Here is an 11,990-nt window from a genome sequence, read left to right on the forward strand (position 1 = left end):
AGACGAAGTATGACGGCGCGTCCATCGCTAGCCTGTGGCTATCGCATTCTGGTGCTGTGCGCCCGTGTCCGCTGGATATTGATGAGCGGGCGCTGAAATCGGTGCAGTGGCGCCGTTCGCTCAATGCGCGCGTGCCGGAATTTTACCGTTGAGAGGAGACGAGGATGATTGCCGTGATGTTTGAACTGCAGGCTGCCGACGGGCAGCGCGATACCTACCTGACGTTGGCGGCGGAGCTGAAGCCGCTGCTGGCGCAGATCGACGGATTCATTTCCATCGAGCGCTTTCAAAGCCTGGCCGATCCTGCACGCCTGCTGTCGCTCTCCTTCTGGCGCGACGAAACGGCGGTGCAGCAGTGGCGCAATCTCGAACAGCACCGGGCGGCGCAGGCGCGCGGCCGTGGCGAGGTGCTGGCGCAGTATCGCCTGCGGGTGGCGGAGGTGGTGCGGGACTACGGGCTGGAAAGTCGCGACCAGGCGCCGCAGGATAGCCGTTGTTATCACCGTACCTGAGAAAAAGCCCGCCGGCGGCGGGCTTTCACCCGCTATTTCGCCTCGCTGCCCACCTTCATCGCCCCGGCGTAGCTGGCGCCCATCCCCCAGGCGGCGCCGTGGTCGCGAGCGATCTGCAATACGCCCCCCGCCGTGGCTTTACGGCTCCAGTCCTGCTGCCATTCCAGCATCAACGCTACCCAGTTGATGGGCGTGGCGCCCGCCTGAACCAGACGCTGCATGGCGTTGTTTTGGCTGTCTGGTGTAATGTCGCCGGTGACGTCCGACAGGATATAAACCTCATACCCCTCGCCCAGGGCGGACAGCGCCGGCAACATCACGCAACTGGCGGTCCACAGCCCGCCGATGATGATTTTCTTGCGGCCGGATTGTTTGATCAGATCCACCACGCGCCGATCCTGCCAGACGTTGATGGCGGTGCGGTCGTACACCTGCAGGTCCGGGCGCGCCTGCGTCACCTGCTGGAATACCGGCCCGGCGAAGCTTTTGGCGTTGGCCGAGGCCAGAATGGTCGGCACGTTGAACACCTTGGCGGCCTTGGCGATGCCGGCGGCGTTATTCACCAGATTGGTTTGATCGATAGAGGAAATGGTCATGCCGAACATGTCCTGCAGATCGACCAACAGCAACAGGCTGTTGTCGGCGGTCAGCGGCTGCACATAACCCGCCTGGCGGCTATCGGCGGCGGGGGATTGCGCCAGCGCGGCGACGGGGGCGGTGGCGGCGCTCAGGCCGAGCATCAGGGCGAACAGGGTCTTTTTCATTATTAACTCCATCATTATCAGTAGATTAAATTCACTTACCACTCAGGGAAGCGGTTGGATAAAGTCTACTTAGGTTGTTGTGGTTAATAATCTGTGTTTTATTGAATTTATAATTAACTATCAGGACATAATATGGACGTGCTACTGACGATGCGCGCCTTTCGCCGCGTGGTTGAGCGCAACAGTTTCTATAAGGCGGCGGAGGATCTGGCGATCACGCCGGCGGCGTTGAGCAAGCAGATTAAGCAGTTGGAAAGCCGGCTGGGGACGCTGTTGCTCGTGCGCACCACCCGCAGCATGAGCCTGACCGAAGCCGGGCAGATCTATTACCAGGAAGCCTGTCGGTTGCTCGGCGAGTTCGACGCGCTGGAACAGACGGTTGCCGCCAGCGCGCAGCAGGTTTCCGGCACGCTGCGGGTCAATGCGCCGCTCTCATTCGGCCTGACGGTGCTGTCGCCGCTGTTGCCGCTGTTTATGCAACGTTACCCGCAGTTGCAGGTGGAACTGACGCTGGACGACAGGGTATTGGACGTAGTGGCGGCTGGTTTCGATATTTCCTTGCGCATTCGCCGACGGCTGCCGGACTCTTCCCTCAGCGCCCGGGCGCTGGGTGAAGTGCACCAGCGAATTTGCGCCGCGCCCGGCTATTTGGCGCAGCACGGCATGCCGCAAACGCCGAATGAATTACAGCGACACAGCTGTCTGGCCTATTCCCTGGCGGAAAGGCCGGGGCAGTGGCAGTTCACCGCCGGCGAGGAGAGCCTGAGCGTGGCGTTCACTCCCCGGTTGACCGCCAACAACAGCCTGATGCTGCGGGATATGTTGGTGGCGGGATTGGGCATCGGTTCGCTGCCGTCGTTCGTGGCGGATCCCGAGATCGCCGCCGGCAGGCTGGTGCGGCTGTTCCCTGAACAGATTGCCGACGTGCATCAGGTCTTCGCGGTTTACCCGACGCGCCGGCATGTGCAGCAGAAAGTGAGTTTATTCACCGAGTTTGTGCGAGAACAGGGGTTGATGACGGCGAATTGACAACGGCGTACGGTTGTCATATTCATTAGCTATGAAAAAATCCTACCGCTCATTCGCGCTAATTATTATCACCCTTCTCCAGAGGGTGGGGTAGCGCGTGTGTCGCCAATAAAAACCCGCCGGCAGGCGGGTTTTTTTATCCCCTTCCGGCAACGACCGGAGAACGTCATGAAAACCTACCCTGCAGTTTTACACCTGATGTGCGGCAAGGCCGGCGCAGGCAAATCGACGTTGGCGCAGCGTTTGGCCCAGCAGCCGCAAACGCTGTTGCTGAGCGAAGATGCATGGCTGGCGACGCTGTATGAACAGGAGATGGCCAGCCTGCAAGACTACGCGCGCTGCTCCGACCGGTTGCGGCGGGCGCTGGGCGGGCACCTTGTTCAGCTGCTGCGCGGCGGTTGGTCTGTGGCGCTCGATTTCCCGATGAATACGCCGGACAGGCGGCGCTGGGCCAAAGCCTTGGCGGAGGAGGCCGGCGTCGCGCACTGCCTGCACTTTCTCGACGTCAGCCATGCGCAATGCCTGAACCGGATAACGCTGAGAAATGCGCGCGGCGAACACCCGTTTACACTCAGCGAGGTGGAGTTTGAGCACCTGGCGCAGTATTTTGTTCCCCCGGCGGAAGAGGAAGGGATGACTATCTTGCGTTATGGCGAACGGGACTGAAAACCGGCGCCATGACGGCGCCGGCAACAGGGTTACGCTTTGGCGTTAAACGCGGCGTGGAATGCGACTTCCGCGCACGGCAGCGTGCCCTGGAAGGCGATGGCGCGGAAGTAGTCTTGCGGCACGCCCGGCAGGGTCAGCGCGTCTTGCGCCTGGAAGCCGAAACGGCCGTAATAGTTCGGCTCGCCCAGCACCACGCAGCCTGCGGCGCCGCGTTCCTGCAGCTCGGCCAGCAGCCGGCGAATAAGCCGGCTGCCGATCCCCTGGTTCTGACAGGCCGGTAGCACCGATACCGGCGCCAGCCCGTACCAACCAACGGCGCCGTTGCTGAGCACGACCGGTGAGACGGACGCGTGCCCGATCGGTGTGCCATTGCGTTCGGCGACCAGCGACAGGGTGAGTGCTCCTGCTGCGCGCAGCGCATTGACGATAAACTGCTCGGTGTGGCTGCTGTGTTCGGCGTGCAGGAATGCGGCGGCGGTCAGGGTGGCGATGGTGCCGACGTCGGCCGGCGTTTCGTGGCGTAACGTGATGTTCATGGTTGTATCCTGATTCAATAAGGCTGAGCCGACCGGGCTGCCTGCCCGGCCGGTATCGATGATTAACGGTTATCCAGCTGCGCCCGCACGGCCTTGAGCCCGGCGAAGGTGACGCGATAAGGGCGCCCCTGGCGAGAGAGGATCAGGCGTTTGGTTTTGAGCTTGGTGAAAACGGCCAGCGAGCAGTCGGCCAGGCCGAGCCCTTCGCGGGTGTAGCATTCAACGTGGGTGACGCGACCGGCGTCGTTGCGGGTGAAGGCGATATAGCCACCTTTGGCCAACACGTGCAGCACGCGTTGTTCCGCTTTGGAAATGTTCATGTTGGGAGATCCTGTAATAACCCCAGATACGCGCATCCCCGCGCAAACACGCGTCGGATACGTCAGAGTCCCTCGCCATGCGGCAAGGAAGCGACTATCGGGTGGTTACAATCTCCAACATACAGGCCTCGGGCAGTGAAAAACGCCAGGGCGGCGTTTAAGCGCAGTTAATGTAGCCAATGGCCGGTTGGCTGTCAATTTGCCGGCGACGCGGGCCGCCGGCGAAAGGCCAATCAGAAAGGCTTGGTCGGCAGGTATTTGCCGTCCATGGTGATCACCGCGCGTTCGCCACCGTCCGGATCGGCGACCTTCTTGATATCCAGCTTGAAGTTGATGGCGCTGATGATGCCGTCGCCAAACTGCTCGTGCACCAGCGCTTTCAGCGTGGAGCCGTAGACCTGCAGCATTTCATAGAAACGATAAATGGTCGGGTCGGTCGGCACGCCGCCGGGAATGCTGCCGCGCAGCGGGATGGTTTGCAGCAGTTGCACCGCTTCTTCATCCAGCCCCAGTTTGGCCGCCACGGTGCGCGCTGCCGGTTCCGGCAGCGCATGCTGCCCCAGCAGGGCGGCGGTGACAAACGCCAGGCTGAGGCCGGTGCCCTCGGCCAGCGCTTCGAACGTCAGGTTATGGCGGATCTTGGCGGCCATGATGGTGTCGGTGAGCGCTTCGCGCGGGGCGGCGTTATGCAGAGAGTGTGTCATATTGGCTCCTTTTGTTGGCTTAAAAACGGGCGATCGCCGGCGTGGCGGTCACCTCGGGATGGGTGGCGAGCGGCACGAAGCGGCGGGTTTCGCCGTCCAGCGCCTCGATAGCGCCGCTGGCGATGTCATAGACCCAGCCGTGCAGCGTCAGGCGGCCCTGATCCAGCGCCAGGGCGACGGAAGGGTGCGTTTTGATGTTGTTGAGTTGGGCGATGACGTTCTCGCGCACCATCGACGCGACCCGCGCTTCGTCGGAGGCATGCGGATAAGCCTGATTGACCGCCTTGGCGGAATCGGCGTAACGCAGCCAGCCGGCGACCGTCGGCAGGTGATCCAGACACTGACAGGTGGCGATGGCGGTCATCGCGCCGCAGTCGGAATGGCCGCAGATCACGATATCTTCCACGCCCAGCGCGGCGACCGCGTACTCGACCGAGGCGGTCACCCCGCCGGGTTCGGGGCCGAAAGAAGGCACGATGTTACCGGCATTGCGGATCACGAACAGATCGCCCGGCTCACGCTGGGTGACCAGCTCGGGCACCAGGCGGCTGTCGGAACACGAGATAAACAGCGTACGCGGATTTTGGCGGGTCGCCAGCCGCTGAAACAGCGCCGTGCGTTCAACAAAGGCTTCGCGCTGGAACTTCAGGAAGCCCTCAATCACCTCTTTCATTGTTTTTCTCCCTGGGGGGTAAGCGATGACGGCATGATGAACGCTTCTGGCTATAGGATCTAAGACCCATTTATAATGATGGCTATAGGTATTACTAATAGTTGGGGCGCTATGCTGCTGCGACATATCCGTTATTTTCTGGCCGTGGCCGAACAGGGCAATTTCACCCGTGCCGCCGAAGCGCTGCACGTCTCGCAACCGACCTTGTCGCAGCAGATCAAACAGCTGGAGGATGCGCTGGGAGCGCCGCTGTTCGATCGCAGCGGCAGAAGGGTGCAGCTGACCGACGCCGGTGAGGCCTGGATGCGCTATGCGCGCCTGGCGCTGCAGGATCTGGACGCCGGCGCGCGGGCGATCCATGACGTGGCGACGCTGGCGCGCGGCCATTTGCGGCTGGCGATGACGCCGACGTTCACCGCCTATCTGGTGGGGCCGACGATCGATGCGTTCTACCGCCGCTATCCGGGGATTACGCTGAGCATTGAGGAGATGGCGCAAGAGCGGATCGAGGCGCTGTTGGCGCAGGATCGGCTGGATCTGGGCATCGCCTTTGAGATGGCGCAGTCGGCGGAGGTGGAAGCGACGCCGTTGTTCAGTGAGACGCTGGAGCTGATGGTCGGCGCCGATCATCCCCTGGTGGCGCGGCGTCGGCCGCTGACGCTGGCGGAGTGGCGACATCTGCCGCTGGCCTTGCTGAGCGGCGACTTCGCCACGCGTCAGTTTATCGATCGCTACTGCACACAGTTGGGGTTTCGGCCGCTGGTGGCGGTGGAGGCCAATGCGCTGGGCGCTATCGTCGAGATCGTGCGGCGGGGGCAGCTCGCCACGCTGTTGCCGGCCGCCATTGCGCGCGAGAACCGGCAGTTGAAAAAAGTGGCGCTGGCCAACGCCATGCCGGCCCGGCAGGCGGTGTTGCTGCAGCGCCAAGGCGCTTACCGCAGCGCCGCCGCGCAGGCGTTTATCGCCGTATTGCAGCAACAGGGCGTTACGCCAACGCCCCCCAGCGCTGCGTCATCCCCAGCAGATGCACCAGCCCGAAGCCGAGGCAAATCAGCGAGCTGACGATGATAAAGCGTTGGCTGCGACCGGTGTCGCGCAGGGCGAAAGGGCCGGCGACGCCGCGCAGCAGGTAGATAAAGGTGATGATAAACAGCGCGGGCCGCAGCAGCGGCAGCGGCGCGATCAGCCCGGCGCCGGACAGTGCGTACAGCGCCCAAATAAACAGCACCAGCGCGATACCGGCGGTGACGACGGCAGGGAACTTTTTACCCGCTTCCGCCGCCTTAATGAAGCGATCGCCGGCGCCGCACAGCCGATAGCCGCGCGGCCCGGCGGCGATCACCCAAATATGCAGCAGGGCGGCGATGGCGCTCAGCGCAGCGCCGATCAGCAGCGCGGGGTTATAGAGGTGTGGCATGGTTCAGCATCCTTGTCCTAAATCAGTCTGGCATCAAGCTTAGACCAGAATGGGTAAGTCAGGCCCGGGGGAGCTCAACGGCCGACATTTGCAGCGTGTCTTCAGGCACCACGCGGGCCTGCGCATCGATAAATGCCAGCTGCACCGGCAGCCCGCTGTGTTTATCCACCAGTTGAACGTGGGGGGTGTCATGCAGAATATGCCGGTGGCCCCATGCCATCAGCGCAACCAGGATGGGCCCCAGGCTGCGTCCCTTGTCCGTCAAGACATATTCATGTCGCTCACGCTCGCCCGGCTCCCGGTAAGCGCGTTTGGCCAACAGTTCTTGTTCTACCATGGCATTCAGACGGTTGCTCAACGCCTGGCGCGAAGCGCCGATATTCTCGCGCAGCTCTTCAAAACGGCGAACGCCGTAGAATGATTCGCGCAGGATCAGCAACGTCCAGCGATCGCCAAGCAGGTCCGCGGCCTGCGCCAGCCCGCACAGGGCAAGAGAAACGGTAGGGAGATCGGGAGATTTTGACATGGGCATTTTCCTTCGCTAGTCTAAGTCTTGTTTTTAGACCTATCTATATTCAAGGAGAGTATAATGCCATTTGTTAATGTGCAAACGGTGAAAGGCATGCTGGATGAACGGCAAAAAAGCGAATTGCTGTCCCGCATTACCGATCTGTTGGTGGAGATAGAAGGGCGAGGCGATCCGGCGTTCAGACAGTCGGTTTGGGTCAGAATCGATGAACATGCGCCCGAACAATGGAGCCTGGGCGGTGTGCAGCCGACGGCGGCGATGATTGCCGCGAAGTTCCCGCCGCGTTAATTCAACTATGCCGCCTGCGAAAAGGATAGGATGCCGCAGGCGCTCAAAATGTCACCGAAACTTCCCGCGATCTCTGTACCCCGTTGTGGCATAATGCGCGCCAAATCACATTCCCTATGTATAAAGAGCGAGCGCTGTGTTAAGCACTAACAACATCACCATGCAGTTCGGCAGCAAGCCGTTGTTTGAAAACATCTCTGTCAAATTCGGCGGCGGCAACCGTTACGGCCTGATCGGCGCTAACGGCTGCGGCAAGTCCACCTTTATGAAAATCCTCGGCGGCGATCTGGCGCCGAGCGGCGGCAACGTGTTCCTCGATCCGAACGAGCGCCTGGGTAAACTGCGTCAGGATCAGTTCGCCTTCGAGCAGTACAGCGTGCTGGACACCGTGATCATGGGCCACACCGAACTGTGGGCGGTGAAGGAAGAGCGCGACCGCATCTACGCCATGGCGGAGATGAGCGAAGAAGACGGCTATAAAGTGGCCGATCTGGAAGTGGCCTACGGCGAAATGGACGGCTACAGCGCCGAAGCGCGCGCCGGCGAACTGTTGCTCGGCGTGGGTATTCCGGTGGAGCAGCACTACGGCCCGATGAGCGAAATCGCGCCGGGCTGGAAGCTGCGCGTGTTGCTGGCGCAGGCGCTGTTCTCCGATCCGGAAATCCTGCTGCTCGACGAACCGACCAACAACCTGGACATCGACACCATTCGCTGGCTGGAAAACGTGCTCAACGAGCGCAACAGCACCATGATCATCATTTCGCACGACCGTCACTTCCTGAACATGGTCTGCACCCACATGGCGGATCTGGACTACGGCGAACTGCGCGTTTATCCGGGCAACTACGACGAATACATGACCGCCGCCACCCAGGCGCGCGAGCGTCTGCTGGCGGACAACGCCAAGAAGAAGGCGCAGATCAGCGAGCTGCAATCGTTCGTCAGCCGCTTCAGCGCCAACGCCTCCAAATCCAAGCAGGCCACTTCCCGCGCCCGCCAGATCGACAAGATCCAACTGGAAGAGGTGAAAGCCTCCAGCCGCCAGAACCCGTTCATCCGCTTCGAGCAGGACAAGAAGCTGTTCCGTAACGCGCTGGAAGTGGAAGCGCTCACCAAGGGCTTCGACGAAGGCCCGCTGTTCAGCAAGCTGAACCTGATGGTGGAAGTGGGCGAGAAGGTCGCGGTGCTGGGCGCCAACGGCATCGGTAAAACCACCCTGCTGAAAACGCTGGTGGGCGACGCGCAGCCGGACAGCGGCACCGTCAAGTGGTCAGAAAACGCCCGTATCGGTTACTACGCGCAGGATCACGAATACGAGTTCGACGACACCCTGAGCGTGTTCGACTGGATGAGCCAGTGGAAGCAGGAAAAAGACGACGAGCAGGCGGTGCGCAGCGTGCTGGGCCGTCTGCTGTTCAGCCAGGACGACATCAAGAAGAAAGTGAAGGTGCTGTCCGGTGGTGAGAAGGGCCGCATGCTGTTCGGCAAGCTGATGATGCAGCGCCCGAATATTCTGGTGATGGACGAACCGACCAACCACCTGGATATGGAATCCATCGAATCGCTGAACATGGCGCTGGAGATGTACGAAGGCACGCTGATCTTCGTCTCCCACGACCGTGAGTTCGTCAGCTCGCTGGCGACGCGCATTCTGGAAATCACCCCGAACAAGGTGATCGACTTTACCGGCAACTACGAAGACTATCTGCGCAGCCAGGGTATCGTGTAACCCTCGCGGCAACGCATCAGGGCGGGAATTATCCCGCCCTTTTTTTATCCGTCATTCCCCTCCGCACACCTCGCAGTGCGGATCCTTCGGCAGCTTCATCTCGCGGAACTGCATGCTCATTGCATCGAACATCAACAGCTTGCCGCGCAGCGGCTGACCGTAGTCGGCCAGCAGCTTGATGGCTTCCATCGCCTGCAGAGTGCCGATGGTGCCGACCAGCGGCGCCATCACGCCCGCTTCGACGCAGGTGAGGGCGCTGTCGCCGAACAGCCGGCTCAGGCAGCGGTAGCAGGGCTCGCCCGGCTGATAGGTGAACACGCTGAGCTGGCCTTCCATGCGGATCGCCGCGCCGGAAACCAGCGGTTTGCGCTGCGCGTGGCACAGGCGGTTCAGCGCGTCGCGCGCCGCCACGTTGTCGGTGCAGTCCAGCACCAGATCGCAGGCGGCGATCTCTGCCGCGACCGCGTCATCTTCCAGACGGCCGTCGATGGCATCGATGCGGATATGCGGATTGATGGCGCTCAGCTCCTGCCTGGCGGAGCTGACTTTGCTCTGGCCGATGCGATCGTCGCGGTGCAGGATCTGGCGCTGCAGATTGGAGAGCGAGACGGTGTCGAAATCCACCAGCACCAGATGGCCGACGCCGGCCGCCGCCAGATAAGGCGCGGCGGCGCAGCCCAGCCCGCCCAGCCCGGCGATCAGCACGCGGGCGGCCTTCAGCTTCTCCTGGCCGTCGAAGTCAAAGCCGCGCAGCACGATCTGACGGTTGTAGCGCAGCGCTTCGGCGTCGGTCAATTCCGGCAGCATGCTCAGCTCCTCAGCAGGGCGTTGAACGGCTCGATCTCCACCGTTTCGCCTACCGCCACCGAACCGCGTTCGCGCTCCAGCACGATGAAACAGTTGCCCTGGCTGTAGGAGCTGAAGACGTGCGAGCCCTGGTGGCCGGTGGTGCTGACTTCCAGTTCGCCCGCTGCGTTGCTGCTGAACACGCCGCGCTGAAAATCGAGGCGGCCCGGCGATTTCTTCAGCGGCGTCAGCGCCCGCGCGCGCAGGCGCGGCGGCAGGCGCCAGTCGCTGTGGCCGGCCAGCTTCGCCAGCAGCGGTTGCACCAGCTGGTAGAAGGTCAGGGCGGCGGAAACCGGGTTGCCCGGCAGGCCGCAGAACCAGGCGTGGCCCAGTTTGCCGAAGGCGAACGGTTTGCCGGGTTTGATCGCCAGCTTCCAGAAGCTGACCTGCCCCAGTTCGTCGAGCATCTGTTTGGTGTAGTCGGCTTCGCCGACCGAGACGCCGCCGCTGCTGATCACCACGTCGGCCTGGCTGTCCGCTTGTTCGAAGGCGGCGCGCAGCGCATTGCGATCGTCGCGGATAATGCCGAGATCGAGCACTTCACAGCCCAGCTGCTCCAGCATCAGGCGCACTGCGAAACGATTGGTGTCGTAGATCTGGCCTGCCTGCAGCGGCTGGCCGACCGGCTGCAGTTCGTCGCCGGTGGAGAACACCGCCACCTTCAGCTTACGCATCACCTGCACTTCGGCGACCCCGAGCGAAGCCAGCAGCGGCAGCTGCGCGGCGCCCAGCCTCACGCCGGCCGGCAACACGCTGGCGCCTTGGCGAATGTCTTCACCCGCCAGACGGATATTCTGGCCGGCTTCTACCGGGGCGGTAAAACGCACGCCCTGGTCGCTCACTTCGGCCTGCTCCTGCATAACAACCGCTTCCGCCCCGGCCGGGATCGGCGCGCCGGTCATGATGCGCACGCAGCTGTTGGCCGGCCATTGGCCGTCGAACGGCGCGCCGGCGAAGGCTTTCCCGGCGACCGGCAATGGCGCCTTGGCCGCCAGATCGGCGAGGCGTACCGCATAGCCGTCCATCGCCGAGTTGGCGAACGGCGGCACGTCGAGCGGTGAGACCACCGGCGCGGCGGTGATGCGGCCGGCGGCGGCGGTCAGCGCGACGGATTCGGTTTGTTGCAGCGGTGCGATCTGCCCGAGCATTTTTTCCAGCGCTTGCTCCAGGGAGATGAGATCGGAAGTATGGCAATGATCCATAAGGGGAACTCCGTAATCAGGGTGCGCAATGATAGCGACAAAGTGCGGCTATTATGGCAGAGAACGCCGGGGGGGAGAACGGGTTATGCCCGCCATCTTTCGCACTGCGCCGGAAGCGCGAACGGGTATAAACTGCCTAAAACACAGGAGGATCATGATGCATAAACAGGTTATCGAGTTCTGGTTCGACGAGATCGAACCGGTGATGTGGTTCAAAAAGGACGATGATTTCGATCGTCTGCTGCATAGCCGCTTCGGCGAAATCTGGCGGGCGGCGGCGGCGGGGGAACTGGCGCACTGGCGCGACACCATCGAAGGGCGCCTGGCGGAGGTGATCGTGCTCGATCAGTTCAGCCGCAACCTGTTTCGCGGCACGCCGCAGTCGTTCGCCTGCGACGGCATGGCGCTGGTCCTGGCGCAGGAGGCGATCCGCAGCGGCGAGTGCGAACGGCTGAGCCGTGAGCAGCGCGGCTTCCTTTATCTGCCGTTCATGCATTCGGAATCGCCGCTGATCCACCAGCAGGCGCTGGTGTTATATACCGAGCTTAATAACGGCGACCAGCTGGAGTTCGAGCTACGGCATAAGGCGATCATCGATCGTTTCGGCCGCTACCCGCATCGCAACGCAATATTGGGGCGCATCAGCACGCCGGAAGAAGAGGCCTTTTTACGGCAGCCCGGCTCGGGTTTTTAATCGTCGGATCATCTGCGCCCGGCCGGGGAAAAAACAGCAGGCCGGGCGCCACAATAAGCGTGACTCAGCGCGAACGTT

16 protein-coding genes are annotated in these 11,990 nt (G+C 62.2%); 7 read left to right on the forward strand and 9 right to left on the reverse strand.

The window, feature by feature from the left end:
* The first annotated feature begins 164 nt into the window (after positions 1 to 164).
* Positions 165 to 512 carry an antibiotic biosynthesis monooxygenase family protein gene (locus ACJ8QF_RS03035; protein WP_049187336.1) on the forward strand — a complete coding sequence of 116 codons (348 nt, stop codon included), beginning with the start codon at positions 165 to 167 and terminating at the stop codon, positions 510 to 512.
* Between the two features lie 32 nt (positions 513 to 544).
* On the opposite strand, the gene ACJ8QF_RS03040 is transcribed toward ACJ8QF_RS03035, so the two are convergent.
* Positions 545 to 1,276 carry an isochorismatase family protein gene (locus ACJ8QF_RS03040; protein ID WP_015377190.1) on the reverse strand — a complete coding sequence of 244 codons (732 nt, stop codon included), beginning with the start codon at positions 1,274 to 1,276 and terminating at the stop codon, positions 545 to 547.
* A gap of 132 nt (positions 1,277 to 1,408) precedes the next feature.
* On the opposite strand from ACJ8QF_RS03040, the gene ACJ8QF_RS03045 reads away from it, so the two are divergent.
* Both ACJ8QF_RS03045 and ACJ8QF_RS03050 read left to right on the forward strand, forming a co-directional pair.
* A complete protein-coding gene (locus ACJ8QF_RS03045) occupies positions 1,409 to 2,305 on the forward strand; it encodes a LysR substrate-binding domain-containing protein (RefSeq protein WP_442537245.1) in 897 nt (298 codons plus the stop codon).
* Positions 2,306 to 2,473: 168 nt separating this feature from the next.
* Positions 2,474 to 2,971 carry an AAA family ATPase gene (locus ACJ8QF_RS03050; protein WP_442537246.1) on the forward strand — a complete coding sequence of 166 codons (498 nt, stop codon included), beginning with the start codon at positions 2,474 to 2,476 and terminating at the stop codon, positions 2,969 to 2,971.
* 32 nt (positions 2,972 to 3,003) lie between these two features.
* Here the strand turns inward: ACJ8QF_RS03050 and ACJ8QF_RS03055 are convergent, their stop codons facing one another.
* The 4 genes from ACJ8QF_RS03055 to ACJ8QF_RS03070 form a co-directional block, all read right to left on the reverse strand.
* On the reverse strand, positions 3,004 to 3,510 hold the full coding sequence (locus ACJ8QF_RS03055; protein ID WP_280630761.1) for a GNAT family N-acetyltransferase: 507 nt from the start codon (positions 3,508 to 3,510) through the stop codon (positions 3,004 to 3,006).
* Between the two features lie 62 nt (positions 3,511 to 3,572).
* Positions 3,573 to 3,830 carry a YjhX family toxin gene (locus tag ACJ8QF_RS03060; RefSeq protein WP_004939031.1) on the reverse strand — a complete coding sequence of 86 codons (258 nt, stop codon included), beginning with the start codon at positions 3,828 to 3,830 and terminating at the stop codon, positions 3,573 to 3,575.
* Between the two features lie 233 nt (positions 3,831 to 4,063).
* The gene (gene cynS / locus ACJ8QF_RS03065) at positions 4,064 to 4,534 is read right to left on the reverse strand and encodes a cyanase (protein ID WP_442537247.1); all 471 of its coding nucleotides are present in this window, start codon (positions 4,532 to 4,534) and stop codon (positions 4,064 to 4,066) included.
* Positions 4,535 to 4,553: 19 nt separating this feature from the next.
* The gene (locus ACJ8QF_RS03070) at positions 4,554 to 5,207 is read right to left on the reverse strand and encodes a carbonic anhydrase (protein WP_073529642.1); all 654 of its coding nucleotides are present in this window, start codon (positions 5,205 to 5,207) and stop codon (positions 4,554 to 4,556) included.
* Between the two features lie 111 nt (positions 5,208 to 5,318).
* On the opposite strand from ACJ8QF_RS03070, the gene cynR reads away from it, so the two are divergent.
* Positions 5,319 to 6,269, forward strand: a complete 951-nt coding sequence (cynR, locus tag ACJ8QF_RS03075) for a transcriptional regulator CynR (RefSeq protein WP_154870610.1) — start codon at positions 5,319 to 5,321, stop codon at positions 6,267 to 6,269.
* Here cynR and ACJ8QF_RS03080 read toward each other — a convergent pair.
* Together ACJ8QF_RS03080 and ACJ8QF_RS03085 are read right to left on the reverse strand one after the other, a co-directional pair.
* Positions 6,193 to 6,624 (reverse strand): hypothetical protein, encoded by a 432-nt coding sequence (locus tag ACJ8QF_RS03080; RefSeq protein WP_442537248.1) that lies wholly within the window; start codon positions 6,622 to 6,624, stop codon positions 6,193 to 6,195. The two genes, cynR and ACJ8QF_RS03080, sit on opposite strands and share 77 nt — an antisense overlap.
* A 58-nt stretch (positions 6,625 to 6,682) precedes the next feature.
* Entirely contained in the window at positions 6,683 to 7,150 is a 468-nt protein-coding gene (locus ACJ8QF_RS03085) for a winged helix-turn-helix transcriptional regulator (protein ID WP_442537249.1), read from the reverse strand.
* A gap of 63 nt (positions 7,151 to 7,213) precedes the next feature.
* Here ACJ8QF_RS03085 and ACJ8QF_RS03090 point away from each other — a divergent pair, with 63 nt between their 5' ends.
* Entirely contained in the window at positions 7,214 to 7,441 is a 228-nt protein-coding gene (locus ACJ8QF_RS03090; protein WP_004939015.1) for a tautomerase family protein, read from the forward strand.
* Between the two features lie 136 nt (positions 7,442 to 7,577).
* On the forward strand, positions 7,578 to 9,170 hold the full coding sequence (locus tag ACJ8QF_RS03095) for an ABC-F family ATPase (RefSeq protein WP_048322591.1): 1,593 nt from the start codon (positions 7,578 to 7,580) through the stop codon (positions 9,168 to 9,170).
* A 51-nt stretch (positions 9,171 to 9,221) separates the two neighbouring features.
* Here ACJ8QF_RS03095 and moeB read toward each other — a convergent pair whose 3' ends face one another.
* Both moeB and moeA read right to left on the reverse strand, forming a co-directional pair.
* A complete protein-coding gene (gene moeB, locus ACJ8QF_RS03100; protein WP_004939002.1) occupies positions 9,222 to 9,977 on the reverse strand; it encodes a molybdopterin-synthase adenylyltransferase MoeB in 756 nt (251 codons plus the stop codon).
* 2 nt (positions 9,978 to 9,979) lie between these two features.
* On the reverse strand, positions 9,980 to 11,218 hold the full coding sequence (gene moeA / locus ACJ8QF_RS03105; RefSeq protein ID WP_275095622.1) for a molybdopterin molybdotransferase MoeA: 1,239 nt from the start codon (positions 11,216 to 11,218) through the stop codon (positions 9,980 to 9,982).
* A 157-nt stretch (positions 11,219 to 11,375) separates the two neighbouring features.
* Between moeA and ACJ8QF_RS03110 the strand changes: the two genes are divergently transcribed.
* Complete coding sequence (locus ACJ8QF_RS03110) at positions 11,376 to 11,912, forward strand: DUF924 family protein (RefSeq protein WP_004938999.1); 537 nt, start codon at positions 11,376 to 11,378, stop codon at positions 11,910 to 11,912.
* Positions 11,913 to 11,990: the final 78 nt, after the last annotated feature.

The organism is Serratia sp. CY81684, assembly GCF_052166595.1.
Taxonomy (GTDB): Bacteria; Pseudomonadota; Gammaproteobacteria; order Enterobacterales; family Enterobacteriaceae; genus Serratia; species Serratia nematodiphila.